The organism is Candidatus Allofournierella merdavium (genome assembly GCF_944382735.1).
In the GTDB taxonomy this organism is placed as follows: Bacteria; Bacillota; Clostridia; order Oscillospirales; family Ruminococcaceae; genus Allofournierella_A; species Allofournierella_A merdavium.
The window spans coordinates 19,247-37,182 of record NZ_CALWND010000001.1; the positions used below are offsets into that span (position 1 = coordinate 19,247).

General features: G+C 64.7%; 14 protein-coding genes. 9 read left to right on the forward strand and 5 right to left on the reverse strand.

The annotated features are described in order from the left end of the window. Positions 1-365: 365 nt before the first annotated feature. The 4 genes from gltB to ACH2A7_RS00115 all read left to right on the forward strand — a co-directional run bounded on the left by gltB (position 366) and on the right by ACH2A7_RS00115 (position 8,958). Complete coding sequence (gene gltB / locus ACH2A7_RS00100; protein WP_394958832.1) at positions 366-4,904, forward strand: glutamate synthase large subunit; 4,539 nt, start codon at positions 366-368, stop codon at positions 4,902-4,904. Between the two features lie 15 nt (positions 4,905-4,919). Then, entirely contained in the window at positions 4,920-6,404 is a 1,485-nt protein-coding gene (locus tag ACH2A7_RS00105; protein WP_394958835.1) for a glutamate synthase subunit beta, read from the forward strand. A gap of 33 nt (positions 6,405-6,437) precedes the next feature. Beyond that, positions 6,438-8,024, forward strand: a complete 1,587-nt coding sequence (asnB, locus tag ACH2A7_RS00110; RefSeq protein WP_394958837.1) for an asparagine synthase B — start codon at positions 6,438-6,440, stop codon at positions 8,022-8,024. 184 nt (positions 8,025-8,208) lie between these two features. Next, entirely contained in the window at positions 8,209-8,958 is a 750-nt protein-coding gene (locus tag ACH2A7_RS00115; protein ID WP_394958839.1) for a hypothetical protein, read from the forward strand. Between the two features lie 55 nt (positions 8,959-9,013). Here ACH2A7_RS00115 and ACH2A7_RS00120 read toward each other — a convergent pair whose 3' ends face one another. The 3 genes from ACH2A7_RS00120 to ACH2A7_RS00130 all read right to left on the reverse strand — a co-directional run bounded on the left by ACH2A7_RS00120 (position 9,014) and on the right by ACH2A7_RS00130 (position 10,746). Then, complete coding sequence (locus ACH2A7_RS00120) at positions 9,014-9,556, reverse strand: biotin transporter BioY (protein WP_394958841.1); 543 nt, start codon at positions 9,554-9,556, stop codon at positions 9,014-9,016. An 88-nt stretch (positions 9,557-9,644) separates the two neighbouring features. Next, positions 9,645-10,160 (reverse strand): hypothetical protein, encoded by a 516-nt coding sequence (locus tag ACH2A7_RS00125; RefSeq protein WP_394958843.1) that lies wholly within the window; start codon positions 10,158-10,160, stop codon positions 9,645-9,647. A gap of 82 nt (positions 10,161-10,242) precedes the next feature. Continuing rightward, on the reverse strand, positions 10,243-10,746 hold the full coding sequence (locus tag ACH2A7_RS00130) for a hypothetical protein (RefSeq protein WP_394958845.1): 504 nt from the start codon (positions 10,744-10,746) through the stop codon (positions 10,243-10,245). 155 nt (positions 10,747-10,901) lie between these two features. Here ACH2A7_RS00130 and ACH2A7_RS00135 point away from each other — a divergent pair, with 155 nt between their 5' ends. Next, complete coding sequence (locus tag ACH2A7_RS00135; protein WP_394958847.1) at positions 10,902-11,567, forward strand: response regulator transcription factor; 666 nt, start codon at positions 10,902-10,904, stop codon at positions 11,565-11,567. Between the two features lie 423 nt (positions 11,568-11,990). Beyond that, positions 11,991-12,848, forward strand: a complete 858-nt coding sequence (locus ACH2A7_RS00140) for a sensor histidine kinase (RefSeq protein ID WP_394958849.1) — start codon at positions 11,991-11,993, stop codon at positions 12,846-12,848. A 240-nt stretch (positions 12,849-13,088) separates the two neighbouring features. On the opposite strand, the gene ACH2A7_RS00145 is transcribed toward ACH2A7_RS00140, so the two are convergent. After that, positions 13,089-13,460 carry a BlaI/MecI/CopY family transcriptional regulator gene (locus ACH2A7_RS00145; protein WP_394958851.1) on the reverse strand — a complete coding sequence of 124 codons (372 nt, stop codon included), beginning with the start codon at positions 13,458-13,460 and terminating at the stop codon, positions 13,089-13,091. 203 nt (positions 13,461-13,663) lie between these two features. Further along, a complete protein-coding gene (gene nrdJ, locus ACH2A7_RS00150) occupies positions 13,664-16,009 on the reverse strand; it encodes a ribonucleoside-triphosphate reductase, adenosylcobalamin-dependent (protein ID WP_394958853.1) in 2,346 nt (781 codons plus the stop codon). A 367-nt stretch (positions 16,010-16,376) separates the two neighbouring features. Between nrdJ and ACH2A7_RS00155 the strand changes: the two genes are divergently transcribed. Genes ACH2A7_RS00155 through ACH2A7_RS00165 form a run of 3 tightly spaced genes read left to right on the forward strand, consistent with a single transcriptional unit; the run spans position 16,377 to position 17,866 of the window. Next, entirely contained in the window at positions 16,377-16,700 is a 324-nt protein-coding gene (locus ACH2A7_RS00155; protein ID WP_394958855.1) for a thioredoxin family protein, read from the forward strand. A 10-nt stretch (positions 16,701-16,710) separates the two neighbouring features. Then, complete coding sequence (gene trxB, locus ACH2A7_RS00160; protein ID WP_394958857.1) at positions 16,711-17,640, forward strand: thioredoxin-disulfide reductase; 930 nt, start codon at positions 16,711-16,713, stop codon at positions 17,638-17,640. Between the two features lies 1 nt (position 17,641). Beyond that, on the forward strand, positions 17,642-17,866 hold the full coding sequence (locus tag ACH2A7_RS00165; protein WP_394958859.1) for a hypothetical protein: 225 nt from the start codon (positions 17,642-17,644) through the stop codon (positions 17,864-17,866). The last annotated feature ends 70 nt before the right edge of the window (positions 17,867-17,936 follow it).

The window sequence follows — 17,936 nt, forward strand, 5'->3', positions numbered from 1 at the left end:
ACGAAAAAACGGCGCCCCCGGATGAAACATCCGAAAGCGCCGTTGCTTTCTATGGGTGAAAGTATACTCCTTTTTTTCGCCTTGTCAACACCCTTTTTGGGCGGAGGGCAAAATGTACGGACATCCCCTTCCCACGGCCCTATAATGTATTTTATTCCGTTTTCCCGCACTTTACTGCCGCAAATTGCTAAAGCCTCACCTTTTTACGGGCCTGTTTTTTCGCAAAATGCCGATTCTCACAAAATTTGCTTTACAAACCGCGGGCAAAGAGCGTATGATGAAACACGACAAAGGCGTCAAAGGCCCCTTTCGAGGGGCTTTGGTGTTTTTGTCTTTTTTTATTTTGCAAAACGGGAGGTACTGCCATGAAAACACCCGGCAGCCAGGGCCTTTACTGCCCACAGCTTGAACACGATAACTGCGGCATCGGCGCCGTTGTGGATATTCACGGCCGCAAGAGCCACGCCACCGTGGCCGACGCGCTGACCATTGTGGAACATCTGGAACACCGCGCGGGCAAGGACGCCGAGGGAAAGACCGGCGACGGCGTGGGCATTCTGACCCAGGTGCCCCACAAGTTCTTCCGGCGGGTGTGCTCCGAGGCCGGGTTTGACATCGGCGGCGAGCGGGAGTATGGCGTGGGCATGTTCTTTCTGCCCCAGAGCGAGCTGGCCCGCCGGCAGGCGCAGAAGATGTTCGAGGTCATTGTGGAAAAGGAAGGCCTCGCCTTTTTGGGCTGGCGCACGGTGCCGGTCCGGCCCGATGTGCTGGGCCACAAAGCCCGGGACTGCATGCCGGTGATCTGCCAGGGGTTTGTGAAAAAGCCCGACGACCTGCCTGCGGGTCTCGCTTTTGACCGCAAGCTGTACATCGTGCGGCGGGTCTTTGAGCAGAGCAACGACAACACCTACGTTGTGAGCCTGTCCAGCCGGACCATCGTGTATAAGGGCATGTTCCTGGTGGGGCAGCTGCGCACCTTCTTCGACGATCTGCGGGACGAGGACTACGAGTCCGCCATCGCCATCGTCCACTCCCGCTTCTCCACCAACACCGACCCCAGCTGGGAGCGGGCCCATCCCAACCGCTTCATCGTGCACAACGGCGAGATCAACACCATCCGTGGCAACGCCGACAAGATGCTGGCCCGGGAGGAGACCATGAGTTCCCCCGCCCTCAGCGCCGACGACATCACCCGGGTGCTGCCGGTGGTGAACACCGCCGGTTCGGACTCCGCCATGCTGGACAACACCCTGGAATTTCTGGTGATGAGCGGCATGGAGCTGCCCCTGGCGGTGATGGTCACCATCCCTGAGCCCTGGAGCCACAACGACACCATCTCCCAGCAGCGGCGGGATTTCTACCAGTATTACGCCACCATGATGGAGCCCTGGGACGGCCCCGCCTCCATCCTGTTCAGCGACGGCGACGTGATGGGCGCGGTGCTGGACCGCAACGGCCTGCGTCCCAGCCGGTATGCGATCACCGACGACGGGCGGCTGATCCTCTCCTCCGAGGTGGGCGTGCTGGATCTGGCCGAGGAACACATTCTTAAAAAGGAGCGGCTGCACCCCGGCAAGATGCTGCTGGTGGACCTGGAAAAGGGCGCGGTGCTCAGCGACGACGAGGTGAAGGAGCGCTACGCCGGCAAGGAGCCCTACGGCGAATGGCTGGACTCCAATCTGCTGCATCTGAGCGACCTGCATGTGCCCAACCAGAAGGTGCCCGCCCTCTCCGACGAGCAGTGTGCCCGGCTGCAAAAAGCCTTTGGTTACACCTGGGAGGAATACCGCAACTCGGTGTGCGCCATGGCGCTGAGCGGCTCCGAGCCCATCGGGTCGATGGGCGCCGACACGCCGGTGGCGGCGCTCTCCGGGCAGTATCAGCCGCTGTTCTCCTACTTCCGGCAGATGTTCGCCCAGGTCACCAACCCTCCCATCGACGCGCTGCGGGAGAAGATCGTCACCTCCACCGCGGTGTATGTGGGCAAGAACGGCAATCTGCTGCGGGAGAGCCCGGACAACTGCCATGTGCTGAAGATCAACAACCCCATCCTCACCGATCTTGACCTGCTCAAGATCAAGGCGATGAACCGCCCCGGCTTCAAGGTGGCGGTGGTGCCCATCCTCTTCTACAAGAGCACCCCGATGGACCGGGTGCTGGAGCATCTGTTCGTGGCGGTGGACAAGGCTTACCGGGAGGGCGCCAACATCCTGATCCTCACCGACCGGGGAGTGGACGAAAACCATGTGGCCATTCCCTCGTTGCTGGCGGTGTCGGCGGTGCACAAGCACCTGGTGAAGACCAAGAAGTGCACGGCCCTGTCCATCATTCTGGAATCCGGCGAGCCCCGGGAGGTGCACCACTTTGCCACCCTGCTGGGCTACGGCGCCTGCGCGGTGAACCCCTACCTGGCCCACGCCTCCCTGGCGCAGCTGGTGCGGGACGGCCTTTTGAACAAGGACTACTACGCCGCTGTGGACGACTACGACAACGCGGTGCTGCAGGGCATTGTGAAGATCGCCTCCAAGATGGGCATCTCCACCCTGCAGAGTTACCAGGGCAGCCAGATCTTTGAGGCCATGGGCATCAGCCAGGAGGTCATCGACGCCTATTTTACCGGCACCGTGAGCCGCATCGGCGGCATCACCCTGCAGGACATCGCCGATCAGACCGACGCCCAGCACTCCCGGGCCTTCGACCCGCTGGGGCTGGCCATCGACCTGAGCCTGCCCTCTCTGGGCCAGCACAAGTTCCGCAGCCAGGGCGAGACCCACCGCTATTCCCCCGAGACCATCCACCTGCTGCAGCAGTCCGCGCGAACGGGGAACTACGATCTGTTCCGCCGCTACACCCAGGCAGCGGACGCCGAGCGCAACGGCCTGCTGCGCAGCCTGCTGGAGTTCAACTATCCCGCACAGGGGGTGCCCCTGGAGGAGGTGGAGAGCGAGGATTCCATCGTGCGCCGCTTCAAGACCGGCGCCATGTCCTACGGCTCCATCTCCCAGGAGGCTCACGAGGCCCTGGCGCTGGCAATGAACCATCTGCACGGCAAGTCCAACAGCGGCGAGGGCGGCGAGAGCGACGAGCGGCTGGACAGCGCCGGCACCGAACAGGATCGCTCCAGCGCCATCAAGCAGGTGGCCAGCGGACGCTTTGGCGTCACCAGCCGCTACCTGGTGAGCGCGAAGGAGATCCAGATCAAAATGGCCCAGGGCGCGAAGCCCGGCGAGGGCGGTCACCTGCCCGCCGCCAAGGTGTATCCCTGGGTTGCCAAGACCCGTCACTCCACCCCGGGCGTGAGCCTCATCAGTCCCCCGCCCCACCACGACATCTACTCCATCGAGGACCTGGCCCAATTGATCTACGACCTGAAGAGCGCCAACGACCAGGCCTGCATCTCGGTGAAGCTGGTGAGCGAGGCGGGCGTGGGCACCGTGGCCGCAGGCGTGGCCAAGGCCGGCGCCCAGGTCATCCTCATCTCCGGCTGCGACGGCGGCACCGGCGCGGCCCCCATCAGTTCCATCCACCACGCCGGCCTGCCCTGGGAACTGGGCCTGGCCGAGACCCACCAGACGCTGCTCCGCTCGGGGCTGCGGGGCCGGGTGCGGCTGGAGACCGACGGCAAGCTGATGACCGGGCGGGACGTGGCGGTGGCCGCGCTGCTGGGCGCGGAGGAGTTCGGCTTTGCCACCGCTCCGCTGGTGACCCTGGGCTGCACCATGATGCGGGTGTGCAATCTGGACACCTGCCCCATGGGCATCGCCACCCAGAACCCGGAACTGCGCAAGCGTTTTTGCGGCAAACCGGAATATGTGGAGACCTTCATGCGCTTCATCGCCCGCCAGCTGCGGGAATACATGGCAAAGCTGGGCGTGCGCACCGTGAATGAGATGGTGGGCCGCACCGACCTGCTGCGCCAGGCGCACAGGGACACGGGCCGCGCCGCCGAAGTGGACCTCAGCCGGGTGCTGGCCCACACCGACGCGGCCGGCCAGAGCACCGTGTTCAATCCGGCCGACGTCTACGACTTCGGCCTGGAAAAGACGCTGGACCGCTCGCTCATGGCGCGGGAGGACGTGCGCCAGGCGCTCAACACCGGCAAGCCCTGCCGCCTGAGCGTGCATGTGCGCAACACCGACCGGGCCTTTGGCGCCCTGCTGGGGGCCGAGATCACCCGCCACAGCCCCGACGGCTGGACGGAGGACACCGTCATCCTGGACTGCACCGGCGCGGGCGGCCAGAGTTTTGGGGCATTCATCCCCAAGGGTCTCACCCTCTCCCTCACCGGCGACAGCAACGACTACTTCGGCAAGGGCCTGTCCGGCGGCAAGCTGGTGGTGCGCCCCGACCCGAAGGCCCGCTACGCCGCCGAGGAAAACATCATCGTGGGCAACGTGGCCCTCTACGGCGCCACCGCCGGCGCGGCCTACATCAACGGTGTGGCCGGCGAGCGCTTCTGCGTGCGCAACTCCGGCGCGGTGGCCGTGGTGGAAGGCGTGGGCGAACACGGCTGTGAGTATATGACCGGCGGCCGGGTGGTGGTGCTGGGCCCCACCGGCAAGAACTTCGCCGCCGGCATGAGCGGCGGCATCGCCTATGTGCTGGACGAGGACAGCACCCTCTACCGCAACCTGAACAAGGCCATGGTCAGCATGGAAAAGGTGGAGAGCAAGTTCGACCGGGAAGAACTTTACCGGCTGATCGACGACCATGTGCAGCACACCGGCTCGCCCAAGGGCCAGCGCATCCTGGCCGCCTTTGACGACTATCTGCCCCGGTTCAAGAAGATCATCCCCAACGATTACAAGCGGCTGGTCCAGCTCGCCTCCCAGTTCGAGGAGCAGGGCGTGGCACCCGAACAGGCACAGATCGAGGCGTTCTACGCCAGTCTGGCCACCCGATAAAAAGGAGGCTCGGTTATGGGAAAACCTACCGGTTTTTTGGAATATCCCCGTCAGGAGGGGCCGGTGATCCCGCCCGAAATCCGTTTGGGCGATTTCAAGGAATTTCATCGTCCCCTCTCCCCTGCCGCCCAGGCGCTGCAGGCCGCCCGCTGTATGGATTGCGGCGTGCCCTTCTGCCAGGCGGGCGTGACGCTGGCCGGCATGACTGCCGGCTGCCCGCTGCACAACCTCATCCCCGAGATGAACGATCTTGTTTTCCACGGCAACTGGGAGCAGGCGTGGCGGCGGCTGGAGCGCACCAACTGCCTGCCGGAGTTTACCGGCCGGGTGTGCCCCGCCCTGTGCGAGGCCGCCTGCACCTGCGCAAGGCAGGACGGCGCGGTCTGCACCCATGAGAACGAATTGCAGGTGGCGGAGTACGCCTTCGCCCACGGGCTCGTGGACGCTGATCCCCCCGCCGTGCGCACCGGAAAGACGGTGGCGGTGGTGGGCAGCGGCCCCGCCGGCCTGGCCGCCGCCTGGCAGCTGAACCGCCGCGGCCACCTGGTCACGGTGTATGAAAAATCGGACCGTCCGGGCGGCCTGCTTCGCTACGGCATCCCCAACATGAAGCTGGACAAAGCCGCGCTGGACCGGCGCATCCGCGCCATGGAGCAGGCCGGCATCCGCTTTGAGTGCAATGTGGACGTGGGCCGCGACGTGACCGGCGAGGAACTGCTGGCCCGGTTCGACCGCGTTGTGCTGGCCGGCGGCGCAGGCCAGCCCCGGGACCTGGCGGTGCCCGGACGGGACGCCAAGGGTATCCTCTTCGCGGTGGATTTCCTCGGTCTTGTCACCAAGACCCTGCTGGACAGCGACTTCGAAAAGCCGCCCCGCAAGCTGGCGGAAGGGAAAAACGTGCTGGTGGTGGGCGGCGGCGACACCGGCAACGACTGCGTGGCCACCGCCCTGCGCCTGGGCGCGAAGAGCGTGACCCAGCTGGAGATGATGCCGGCGCCGCCCGACGAGCGGGCCGCCAACAACCCCTGGCCCGAGTGGCCCCGGGTGCGCAAGACCGACTACGGCCAGCAGGAGGCGATCTTCCTGTTCGGCCATGATCCCCGGCGCTACCAGTGCACCGTGTCGGCCTTCAAGACGGATAAGCGCGGCCGGGTGAGCGGTGCGGTGGTGCAGCAGCTCACCCCCCGGCGGGACGAGGCCACCGGCCGCACGATGATGGTGCCGGTGGAGGGCGCTGTGGAGACGCTGCCGGCGGAGCTGGTGCTCATCGCAGCCGGCTTCACCGGGTGTGAAGCATATCTGCCTGCCAGCTTTGGCGCGGCGCTGACCGCGCGGGGCGTGGTGGCGGCGGACGAAGGACAATACGCCGCCAGCGTGAGCCGGGTGTTTGCCGCGGGCGATGTGCGCCGCGGCCCCTCGCTGGTGGTGTGGGCCATCGCCGAGGGCATGGGCGCCGCCCGCGCGGTGGACGCCTCGCTGATGGGCTACAGCAACCTGTGACCCGTCGGCATTGGAAATAAAGGGGGAGAAAGTATGTGTACGATCCTGTGCTATGCCGGCCATGATATCGGGCCGAACATCCTGCAGGACTATCTGCTGCGCAGCCGCCGACGCGGCCCGGACGATTACCGGGTGGTGCAAACACCGTTCGGGTATCTGGGTTTTGCCCGCCTTGCCATCATGGGCCTTTCCCCGGAAGGGATGCAGCCCTTTGAGCAGGACGGCAGCTGGGTGGTGTGCAACGGCGAGGTATACGGATTCCGACGTTTGAAGGAAGAACTGACCGAACGGGGCTATACGTTCAAAAGCGGGTCGGACTGCGAGGTGCTGCTGCCCCTGTGGCGGGAGTACGGCCGCGAGATGTTCGCCCATCTGGATGCGGAGTTTGCCTGCGTTATCTACGACGGGGAGACCGGCAGCCTGATCGCCGCCCGGGACCCCATCGGAATCCGGCCGCTGTTCTACGGCTATCCCACCGCCGGCGGCACCATCGCCTTTGCCAGCGAGGCCGCTGAACTGGAGGGCTGGGTGGACGAGATCCGGCCCTTCCCGCCCGGCTATTATTACCGGGACGGGCGCTTTGTGCAGTACGAGGACATTGCCGCCGTGCGCGGCTACATCCACGCGCCGCTGGAGGAACTTTGCAAAAACATCCGCGAAAAGCTGGTCGCCGGCGTGAAAAAACGGCTGGACGCCGACGCGCCGCTGGGCTTTCTGCTCTCCGGCGGGCTGGACTCGAGTCTGGTCTGCGCCATCGCCGCGAAACAGCTGCAGACCCCTGTGCGCACCTTTGCCGTGGGCATGGACGTGGACGCCATCGACCTGAAATACGCCCGGGATGTGGCGGAGTTCATCGGTGCGGAGCACACCGAGGTCATCATGACCCGCCAGCAGGTGCTGGAAGTCCTGCCGGAGGTGGTGAAAGCGCTGGGCACCTGGGACATCACCACCATCCGGGCCAGCGTGGGGATGTACCTCGTCTGCAAGGCCATCCATGAGACCACCGACCTGAAGGTGCTGCTCACCGGCGAGATCTCGGACGAGTTGTTCGGCTACAAATACACCGACTATGCCCCCAACGCCGCCGAGTTTCAAAAGGAGGCGGCCAAACGCCTGCGGGAACTCTACTGCTACGACGTGCTGCGGGCGGACCGGTGCCTCGCCGCCAACAGCCTGGAGGCGCGGGTGCCCTTCGGCGACCTGGACTTTGTGCGCTATGTGATGGCCATCGACCCCGCGCGCAAGATGAACGTGTACGGCAAGGGCAAATACCTGCTGCGCAAGGCCTTTGAGGGCGAGGGCCTGCTGCCCGAACACATTTTGTGGCGGGAGAAGGCGGCCTTCAGCGACGCGGTTGGGCACAGCATGGTGGACGATCTGAAGGAGTACGCCGAGGGCCTTTATACCGACGAGGAATTCCAGGCGCGGCGGGCAAAATACGATTACTGCACCCCCTTCACCAAGGAGAGCCTGCTCTACCGGGAACTGTTCGAACAGTTCTATCCTGGCGGCGCGCGGATGATCCCCGGCTTTTGGATGCCCAATCCCAACTGGGAGGGCTGCCGTGTGGACGACCCCAGCGCCCGGGTGCTGGCGAACTACGGCGACAGCGGCGTGTAAAGTCAAACCGCTTTTCATTTTCGGCGGATTCCCGCGGCAACGGGGCCGGGTCTTTTGACCCGGCCCCGCTGTTTTGTTTGCAGGATTGATACAACTTATTTGCCCCGCAGAGGATGAAAGACACCCCGGCCCGTGTTATACTTTTCGTGCGGGAGGTCACCCGCGGAAGGGAGCCCGACAAACGATGAAAAAGATCCTGTTGGCAGTGATCGAGGCCGCGGCCGCCGCGGCCGCGTTTTTTCTCTATTCCCTGGCCACGGTGGAACTGCCGGAACTGGAGATCGACTCCTCCGTCCAGGCGGGGCACAGCGGCGTGGCTCCTTTGCCGGGCCAGCCGGAGAGCGCCCCCTCCCCCGCGCCCGCGGATCCGGAGGCCACAGAGCCTTCGCCGGACCTTGCGTTCCTCTCGCAAGAGCAGCAGGACGTCTTTTCCCGGGCGCAGGAGACGGTGATCTACCTGGCCGACCCGTCCAACCTCGCCTTTCAGACGGGCAACGACTCCGGCGGCGAGGTGCTGCTGGAGGGGCGCAGCTACCTGCTCATCACCGGGCAGGACGAAAACTACCAGGACTTTCGCGCCCGGATGCGCACCATCTTCACCGAGCGCTGCCTGGAACAGCTCGACTTCGACGCGCGCTTTCGTTCCCGTGACGGGCAGCTGGCGGCGCTGGTGGGCGGCGTGGGCGGCGCCATTGACTATGCCGAGTGCCCCGACACCTACCGCCTGGAAAGCGCGGACGACGACGCCGTGATCTTCACCCTCATCGGCCATTACATCCAGCAGCAGCCGGAGGAAACGGACACGGATTTTCTCACCCGCCGCGCCGGCGGCGCCTTCGACAGCACGATGGAATTTTCCATTCGGCTGGTGAACTCCGCTGAAGGCTGGCGGATGGACGAGTTCCACAGCCCCCGTTTTCCCTACACCTTCTGAACCATACAAAAAAGCAGGGCCGCCCCGTGGGGGGGCGGCCCTGCTTTTTTATGTTTCACAGTTGCAAGCGGCGGCGGATGGTGCCGGCCAGCGCCAGCGCGCCCAGGCCCTTCAGAAAATCCGGCAGGATGAAGGGCAGCACACACACCGACAGGCTGGCCCCAAGCCCCATGCCGCTGACAAACATGAACCAGGCGGTGCCAAGGGCGTAGCAGATAAGCTGCGCCGCCAGCACCCCCGCCAGGCGCAGTGCCAGGCGGCTGCTGACACGGCAGACCGCGCTCAGCAGCGCCGCCATCAGCGGGTAGGCCCACAAAAAGCCGGCGGTCATGCCGGTGAGCACCTGTACGCCGGCGGCCATGTTGGCAAACACCGGCAGCCCCACCGCGCCAATGCAGATATAGGCCAGGATGGAAGCCGCCGCCCAGCCGGGGGCCAGCATGGCCCCCGCGAAGAACACGCCAAACACGCTCAGGGTCAGGCTGACAGGCCCGATGGGAATGCTCAGCGGGGCCACCACCGCCATAAAGGCGGTGCAAAGGCCCGCGAGGGCGATATTTTTTACCTTCTGATTTGCCGTCGTTTGAATTTTGTCCACGTCCTTTTGTCTGTTTGGCGGCCCGGCCGCATCGGCCTTTATTATAGCACACCTGCCCTTTTTTGCGCAAAGGTTTTGCGCCGGCGGGTCACTGCCCACCGATCCGGTCCATCGCGTTCAAACGGCGCAGCGCGCCGATGTATTGGGCGACGATGACACATTTTTGCAGGTCCTTTTCATCCACGCCCTGGAACGCGCACAGTTCGTCCCACAGCAGCGTGCTGCCCTCCACCAGATAAAAGCCGCTGGCGAGGTCGACCCCCACAAAGATCCTCTGGACATCGTCGCCCCAGAGCGACGCATCGTCCCGGTTTTGGGGAAGATAAAATCGGCTCCCCTCCCCCGCGTTCTCAAGGTAAAACGCCCGCGGGTCGGGTGCTGCGCCCGCCGGCAGCTTCTGCGCCAGGAATTCGTTCATGGTCACGTTGTCGGCAATGACCTGCCTCGCCTCCGGGTCGAAGATCTCGGTGAGGGGATACCTTGCTTGCAGATACTCCAGCACCTGTGCGCCGGTTTTTCGGTTTGGCCTGATCCGATCTTTGTAGCAGGACCAGATCGCCCGCCATTCCGCGAGCATCTCCTTCGTCGGCTCCCGTGTGATCATGGGGTGCGCCTCCCTTTGCTTTGCGTATTTTGCCGGGGACCTGTTCCATCTTAACACGGGCAGCGCTTTTTCGCAACGGCATTCATTCCAGCGGGGCGCGACGGTCGACACCGGCGTAATAATCCGATTTTTCCATCAGGTAGAAGTCGGTGGCGTAGTAGGACGTGGTCTCCTCCAGGCCGGCGGGGCCCACCACCTTCGCGGTGCGCAGGCTCTCCCCCAGCGGGATGACGAAGTGCTCCCCTGTTTCGCCCGCCACCTCGTAGGGCACGCCGTACCCGTCCCGCAAAGTGACCTCCTGCCAGCTGCCGTCCTGCCCCATGGCGTACCAGTGGGCCGTCTGCTGAGAAAGGGGCGTGGCGGGATTCTCCACCGTGAAGGCGTTCAGCACGCCGTCCACCACGAAAAGGCCCACATTGTAGTTGTGGTCGGGGGTGATGTCCTCCTCCACATAGCCGCCGGTGGTCTGGGCGGCGGGGGTGGCGGATGGGCCGGCGCCGCTCTCGTCGGCGGCGCAGCCGGCCAGCAGCGCGCCGGCCAACAGGGCGGCAAGGGCAGCGGACGCGGCCCTGCGAAGATTTTTCATGACGGGTTCTCCTTTCGGTTTGGCATTGCCGTCATTCTACCAGCGCTGCCTCTAAGCACTCTCTAAAAGTTTTAGAGATTGTTTAGAGCCTCGGCGTGGTAGTATAATTGTATCACTCTGAGGAAAGGCCGGGTGGCACTGTGAGAATTTTACTGGTGGAAGATGAAAAAGCGTTGTGCCGGGCCGTGCGGGACACACTGGCCGCCGCCGGCTACACGGTGGACTGCTGCGGCACCGGCCCGGACGCGCTGGACGCCCTCTGCGCCGGCAGCTACGACCTGGTGCTGCTGGACCGGATGCTGCCGGGGATGGACGGGCTCTCGGTGCTGCGCCAGGCGCGGCAGGCGGGGGTGCGCACGCCGGTGCTGATGCTCACCGCCCTGGACGCGGTGGGCGACCGGGTGGCGGGGCTGGACGCCGGCGCGGATGACTATCTGCCCAAGCCCTTCGCCACCGAAGAACTGCTGGCCCGGGTGCGGGCGCTGGGCCGCCGCCCCGCCCAGTGGGAGGACAGCCGCCAGCTGCGCCGGGGCGACCTGGTGCTGCAGCCTGTCGGTCGGTTGCTCACCGGCCCGGCAGGCGTCTGCACCCTCTCCCACCGGGAGTGCGAACTGCTGGAACTGTTTCTGCGCAGCCCCGGCGTCACCCTGCCTCGGGAGCGCATCCTGCTGAACGTGTGGGGCCCGGACAGTGAGGTGGAGAGCGGCAACATCGACAACTACATCCATCTGGTACGCCGGCGGCTTCGGCTGGTGGGCAGCAGGATGGAACTGGTCACCTGCCGGGGCGCGGGCTACCGGCTGGAGGCGATCCCATGCTGAGGCGGCTGCGGATCCGCATCACCCTGCTGGCGGCGCTGCTCACCGGCGGGGTGCTGGTCTGCACACTGCTGTTCGCCTTCACCGTGACCCGGCGGCAATACCTGGACAACCGCCGTGCAGCATTCGCGGAGGCAGTGGCCCAGCTGCAATACCAGTGGGATCGCTACGACCGGCTGGAAGGCGACTGGCTGGCACAGCTGGAGGCGCAGACCGGCATGAGGCTGCTGCTGACGGAAAACGGGCAGCCCCTGCTCCACACCCTGCGGGCGGATGAGGACACGCGGGTCCTTTTTGCCGCGGCCCGGCGGGCCGCCGAACAGCGCGGACTGGACATCGGCACACCGCCTCTCACGGGAAGCCAGAACGCGGATTTTACCTATTCGGAATTCGGAAAAGGGCGGGGATTACCGCTGTGCGGTGCGGATGGAGGGCACCGCCGGCGGACGGTGGACGAGCCTTGTGGCGGTGCAGTCCCTCGCGCCGGAACAAGTCTACACCCTGCGGCTGGCGGCGCTCTTCGGGCTGGCGGCCGCCGTGGGCGGGGGCGGCCTCGCGCTGGCAGGCTGGTTTGTGGCGGGCCGGGCGGTGCGCCCGGTGGGCCGGGCCATGGACGAGCAGCAACGATTTTTGAGCGCTGCCAGCCACGAGTTGCGCACCCCCCTGGCGGTGATCCGGGCCAACGCCGGCGCCGCCCTGCATCGCCCGGATCAGGCCCAGACCTATCTCTCGGTGATCGACGGCGAGGCGCAGCGGATGGGCGCGCTGGTGGACGAACTGCTGTTGCTCTCCGCCGGGGCCAGCGCCCGCGCCCGGCTGCGGCCGGAACGGCTGGAGCCGGACACCTTCCTGCTGGATTTTGCCGAGGGCATGGAGCCGCTTGCCCGGGAAAAGGGCCGGGAGCTGCGGGTGTGCCTGCCGCGCGAAGCTCCGCCGCCTGTACAGGCCGACGGCTACCGGCTGCGCCAGCTGCTCACCATCCTGCTGGACAACGCCCTGCGCTTTGCCCCTGCGGGCAGCGCGGTGGAACTTCGACTCACGGAAAAGGGGCGCCGGGTGCGTTTTTGGGTGACCGACCACGGCCCCGGTGTGCCGGACAGGGACAAGCAGCGCATTTTCCGGCGCTTTGCCCGCGGCCATGAAGCCGAGGACGGGGCCCGGCACTACGGCCTGGGCCTGACGGTGGCCGCCGAACTGGCCGCGCTCCACAGCGGAAGGCTGTGGGTGGAGGACGCCCCCGGCGGCGGGGCCGCCTTCTGTCTGGAACTGCCCGCCGGACGCTGAACGCTCCTCTCCTCCCCCGCCGGTCTCGCGCCGGCGGGGCCTTTTTGCGTCTCTCTCCCCTTTGCCGGGCGCACCCCCCGTTCGCCACAGCGGCGCCGCTGCTGCCCTTGCGCCGCGGCCCATAGAAAAACCGGGGCGCCCTTTTGACAAGGGCGCCCCGGCCGTTTCAGAGAGCAGAAAATACGATCCGTGTTCCGTACCGCAAGGAGCCGGTTCATGGTCGATTCAGCGCTCCACTCTTTACTTCTCCTTGCGTTTTTCGTCGATCATGGCTTGCAGTTCATCCAGCGTGTTGTCCGACAACTGGTCGGAGTTCAAAAAATTCGCGAAAAGGCTGGCGAAGCTGCCGCCGAACATCTTGTCCACCAGAGTGGTGGTCTCGGCGCTTTGCACCTGCTGCCGTGTGACAAGGGGCGTTACGATGTACTTGGGATACTCCCGGGAGATGGCTCCCTTGCCCTCCAGCCGCTTGAGAACAATGTAGGTAGTGCTTTTCTTCCAGTTGTACTTCTTGAGAAACGCGTCGGCCAGGTCCGCCGCCAGGCAGGACCCGTGCTCCCACAGATATTCCATCAACAGAAGTTCCGAGTCGAAGATCTTGATCTCTCCCATCGTATCCCCCCCATTTTATTATTATAAATTTATTATCAGTTTATCGTTTCCCCCGCCGCGCGTCAAGTAAAACTCTTCCGAAAAACGCGGAAAAAATGTGAAATTTTCGTCAGCGCCCCCAGGGCACGATGAAAGCCCCGGCGGGCAACTCGCCAAGAATATGGCCAGCCGCCTGCCGGGGCTTCGTTCATCTTTGCAAAAACTCAGCGGATGGGGCACACGCCGTTCACGCAGTCGGAGGCGCCGATGTCCAGTTCCGTCTCCTCGTGCTCGTAGCGGCAGAGCAGCGCCGGGTTGAAGGGGCGCATCTCCGCCTTGCGGCGCTCGTACTCCGCCTGTTCGATCTCCTCATAGGGCAGCAGTTCGTAGAAGCTGTCGTCGTAGCTCAGGAAGGAGAGGGCCACCACATCATCCCAGTGATCCCAGACCCACTGCTCCACGTCGTCCCACTCGTTGTCCCGCACATGCACCGTGATGGAGCAGTTGTGGTCCACATAGTGCTCCATGAACATCTTGTAGTTCTCCAGCTGCTCGATGGCGGTCACATCACCCTTCACACGGCCGGCAGGCGCCTTGACCGGGAACTCCAGCACCTTGGTGGTGGGGTCTTCCGGATCCTGGCCCACCTCGGGCAGCACCGGATAGCCCAACTCCTCGCAGACGCGGCACAGGGGGTCGGTGGCGGTGATGCGCACCCGGCGGATGTAGTAGGGCGAGTGGGAATAGTGCACGCCGCTGGACACGGTGGGCAGCAGCGACAGGGTGCCCTCCGGCTTCAGGGTGGTCACCAGCAGCGGGCGGTTGCCGCCCAGCTGGTCGGCCATTTCATCGGCGGCTTTGCGGGCCTCGGCGCGCAGGGCATCCAGCAGTTCCGCCTGTTCGGCCCGGTCAATGCCGGTGGCGTTGACCATGTCCTGCCAGCCGGTGAGGGAGCAGCCCAGCAGACGGTCCCGCTTCTGCACCCGGTCCCACCGGTACATCTCCAGTTCCCGGCAGGTCATGCGGTAGCCCGCCCGGGCGGACAGACGCTGTGCCTCCAGCAGGCCCGCCCGGTCCAGGCTGCCGTCCGGCTGCACAAAGGCCATCACGTTCACGGTGGTCAGGTTGCACAGGCCGTTGGAATCCAGCAAAATCTCGCCGCAGGGGTTGCAGCCGCAGAAATTTGGCCGGCGCTTGAGGCCCGCCTCCTCGTTGATCCAGCCCGGCTCGCCGGAATAGCGCATCTGCTGCAAATGCCAGTGCAGCTTTTCCCGAGTGGGCTTTTTGCGGTAGAAGATGGAGTTGTTGCTCATCTGCCGGTGGGCGATGCTCTTGTCGATCTCCCAATGCCCGTTCACCTGGCGGTAAAGGTTGGACTTGGCCTGGATGCAGGTCTCGTCGTCCGCGTCCACCAGGCCGATCTCGGAGGTGCGGCGCACGCCGCCCGAGACCACGTTCTCGCCGATGATGTTGGCAATGTCCAGAAGGTCGATGGGCCGCAGCTGGGTGCTCGCCGCGCCATCCCGGGCGCCGGCGGCCGTGACCACCTTGTGAATCTTGTCCAGCATGGTCATCATGGAACCAGAACCGCTGGCGGTGCCGCCGAAGGTCTTGAGCCGCTCGCCCTTCGGCCGGATGGAATCGTAGTTCACCACCAGGGTGGTAACGCCCTCGTACTCCCGGTTGGTGATGAGTTCAAAATACCGGGTGAGCGCCTGGGCCCAGCCCTCCTTGGAGTCGCCGATGGCGAGGGTGGCGGTCTCACGCTGGAAGGTAAGGTTGGTGTATTCCAGCCGTTCATTTGCCGGCACCGGGTCGTAGGACTTGTGCAGGATCTCCAGGTCGGTGCGCACCGGCGGCAGCTGGTCGGCGTCGGATTTCAGCACCCGCACCCCCACGCCGCTGCCCACCATCAGCAGGTAGAACAGGTCGTGGTAGGCCACAAAATCGTTGATGACGGTGAAGGCGCAGTTGTAGTTGGCCATGGGGTACTTTTCCGCCACCGGCGTGCCGCCCACCCACAGGGTGCGGCCGGACAAAAACTGCCGCAGGTTGTAGATGTTGTCATAGAGTTTTTCCGCCTCTTCCCGGGAGGTGGCCGCCAGCGAAGTGTTGTATTCCACCGCGCGGCGCACCGTCTCCCACCAGAATTCCCGCCGGCCCTGCTGGGGCAGGTAACGGGAATAGGTGCGGGTATAAACGAAGGCGCCCAGCTGCTCCATGGGGTTGGGGGCGTGCTTGTAGGGGCTGAGGAACTCCCGGGTCAGGATGCCCTCCTGCCACTCGCCGCTTGCGCGCTCCTTCTCCTTTTGCACGCGGTAGAGGATATAGGTCTTGGCGGTGCGGTAGAACTGCTGCTCGAACAGCGTCTCCTCCACCGCGTCCTGGATGCGCTCGATGTCCACGATCTCCTGGCCGGTGGCCGCCAGTTTGGCCTCCACCGCCTCGGTGACCCGATCCACCCCTTCCGGGTCGTGTTCCCCTGCCGCGGCGGCGGCCAGGGTGATGGCACGGCGTATAAATTCAGCGTCAAAGGGCACGACCTTGCCGCTGCGCTTGCGTACGTTCATTGCGATCTCCTCCCAAGAAATATTTGCGCGACACACTATATATAGTATTGCTATCGCGGCAAAAAGTCAATATATTGTTTGCTTTTCCGCACGACGGAACGCCTTTTTCGTGCGGGCCCGTTCGCCGGGCAAGGCCCGGCCAAACCAACGCGAGGATAGCCCGGCAGCACCCTGCGCGCCGGCTTTGCCGGTCACCTTGTTTACTTTTTCAGTATAGCAGGTGATACATCCCACTGAAAGGACTTTCAGTCGGCGTTTTTGTCACCTCACCCGGAAATTTCTCGATCTTTGGGTGACGTGGTCACCGAAAGGCGGCGGCGTTTTGGATATACTAACTTTGAAAGAACGGAAAGGAGCTGATCCTACTATGGCGGCTGTAAATATAAATAAGGAAGAATTCGGGCAACTGCGCGGCGGGGACCTGCCGGTGCTGGTGGACTTCTGGGCGCCCTGGTGCGGCTACTGCCGCCGGATCGGCCCGGCATACGAGCAGATCGCGGAGGAATACGCCGGCCGTCTGGTGGCGGCGAAGGTGAACATCGACGAAGAGGGCGCGCTGGCCAGCGCGGAGGGCATCGAGGTGATCCCCACCCTGGTGCTCTACCGCGGCGGCAAGGCCCTTGGTTCCGTCGTGGCGCCGGCCTCCAAGGCGGCGATCGACAAATTCATCCGTGAGACCCTGGGCCAGTGAGGAGATTGAAATGAGCGAGACGCATGTTTACGATATGATCGTGGTGGGCGGCGGGCCGGCGGGATACACTACCGCCCTTTACGCCGTGCGGGCCGGGCTGGACACGCTGGTGCTGGAAAAGCTCTCGGCGGGCGGCCAGATGGCGCTGACCCAGGAGATCGACAACTACCCCGGCTTTGAGGACGGCGTCAACGGATTCGACCTGGCGGAAAAGATGCAGCGGCAGGCCGAGCGCTTCGGCGCAAAAACCGTGTACGCCGAGGTGGAGCGGCTGGACCTCTCCGCCGCGCCGAAAGAACTCACGACCAGCGAGGGCATATTCCGCGCCCGGGTCGTTGTGCTGGCCACCGGCGCCAATCCCCGGGAACTGGGCCTTGCGGATGAGGCGGCCCTGGTGGGGCGGGGCGTGGCCTACTGCGCCGCCTGCGACGGGATGTTTTACAAGGGCAAGACCGTCGCCGTGGTGGGCGGCGGCAACTCCGCCGCCGAGGACGCGCTGCTGTTGAGCCGCGTGGCGAAGAAGGTCATCCTCATCCACCGCAGGGACACGCTGCGCGCCACAAAGGTATACCACGACCCGCTGATGCGCGCGCAGAACGTGGAATTTCGCTGGAACAGCGCCGTTGACGGGCTGCTGCACGGGGACAAGCTGACCGGCGTGCGGCTGCGGGATGTGCGCACAGGGGAAACCACCGAACTTTCCTGCGACGGCCTGTTCGTCAGCATCGGCAGAAAGCCCGCCACCGAACTGGTGAAAGGGCAGCTGGCGCTGGACGACGGCGGGTATATCCTGGCGGATGAGACGACGAAGACCAGCCTGCCCGGCGTTTTTGCCGTGGGAGACGTGCGCACCAAACCCCTGCGCCAGGTGGTGACGGCGGTGGCGGACGGAGCCGTGGCCGTGCAGATGGCGGAGGAATATCTGGCCGGAGGTGACTGAGATGGAAGAAGCGTTGAAAAAATGGATGCGCCCGGCGCTGTTTGCCCTGGCGGGCGCGCTGGCGGGCCTTGCATACTACTGCCTGGTGGGCTGTTCCACCGGGGGCTGCCTGATCACAACCAGTCCCTTTGTCACCATGGCGTACATGGGCATTGCGGGCTGGCTGCTCTCCGGCATGCTGGGTATGGACTGCGATGAGCGCTGCAAAAAGCAGCGCATCAAATAAACGGGTTTCCCTCCTGGCGGCATCCCTCCTGCCGCCAACAGACACCGGCAGCGGGCGGTCGTGTTCTACG

Bases quoted from the DNA above. Each gene is read 5' to 3' on its own strand.
- trxB (WP_394958857.1), top strand. From the start codon at position 16,711: ATGAGCGAGACGCATGTTTACGATATGATCGTGGTGGGCGGCGGGCCG.
- ACH2A7_RS00125 (WP_394958843.1), bottom strand. From the start codon at position 10,160: ATGATCACACGGGAGCCGACGAAGGAGATGCTCGCGGAATGGCGGGCG.
- asnB (WP_394958837.1), top strand. From the start codon at position 6,438: ATGTGTACGATCCTGTGCTATGCCGGCCATGATATCGGGCCGAACATC.
- nrdJ (WP_394958853.1), bottom strand. From the start codon at position 16,009: ATGAACGTACGCAAGCGCAGCGGCAAGGTCGTGCCCTTTGACGCTGAA.
- ACH2A7_RS00115 (WP_394958839.1), top strand. From the start codon at position 8,209: ATGAAAAAGATCCTGTTGGCAGTGATCGAGGCCGCGGCCGCCGCGGCC.
- ACH2A7_RS00145 (WP_394958851.1), bottom strand. From the start codon at position 13,460: ATGGGAGAGATCAAGATCTTCGACTCGGAACTTCTGTTGATGGAATAT.
- ACH2A7_RS00155 (WP_394958855.1), top strand. From the start codon at position 16,377: ATGGCGGCTGTAAATATAAATAAGGAAGAATTCGGGCAACTGCGCGGC.
- gltB (WP_394958832.1), top strand. From the start codon at position 366: ATGAAAACACCCGGCAGCCAGGGCCTTTACTGCCCACAGCTTGAACAC.
- ACH2A7_RS00165 (WP_394958859.1), top strand. From the start codon at position 17,642: ATGGAAGAAGCGTTGAAAAAATGGATGCGCCCGGCGCTGTTTGCCCTG.
- ACH2A7_RS00105 (WP_394958835.1), top strand. From the start codon at position 4,920: ATGGGAAAACCTACCGGTTTTTTGGAATATCCCCGTCAGGAGGGGCCG.
- ACH2A7_RS00130 (WP_394958845.1), bottom strand. From the start codon at position 10,746: ATGAAAAATCTTCGCAGGGCCGCGTCCGCTGCCCTTGCCGCCCTGTTG.
- ACH2A7_RS00140 (WP_394958849.1), top strand. From the start codon at position 11,991: ATGGAGGGCACCGCCGGCGGACGGTGGACGAGCCTTGTGGCGGTGCAG.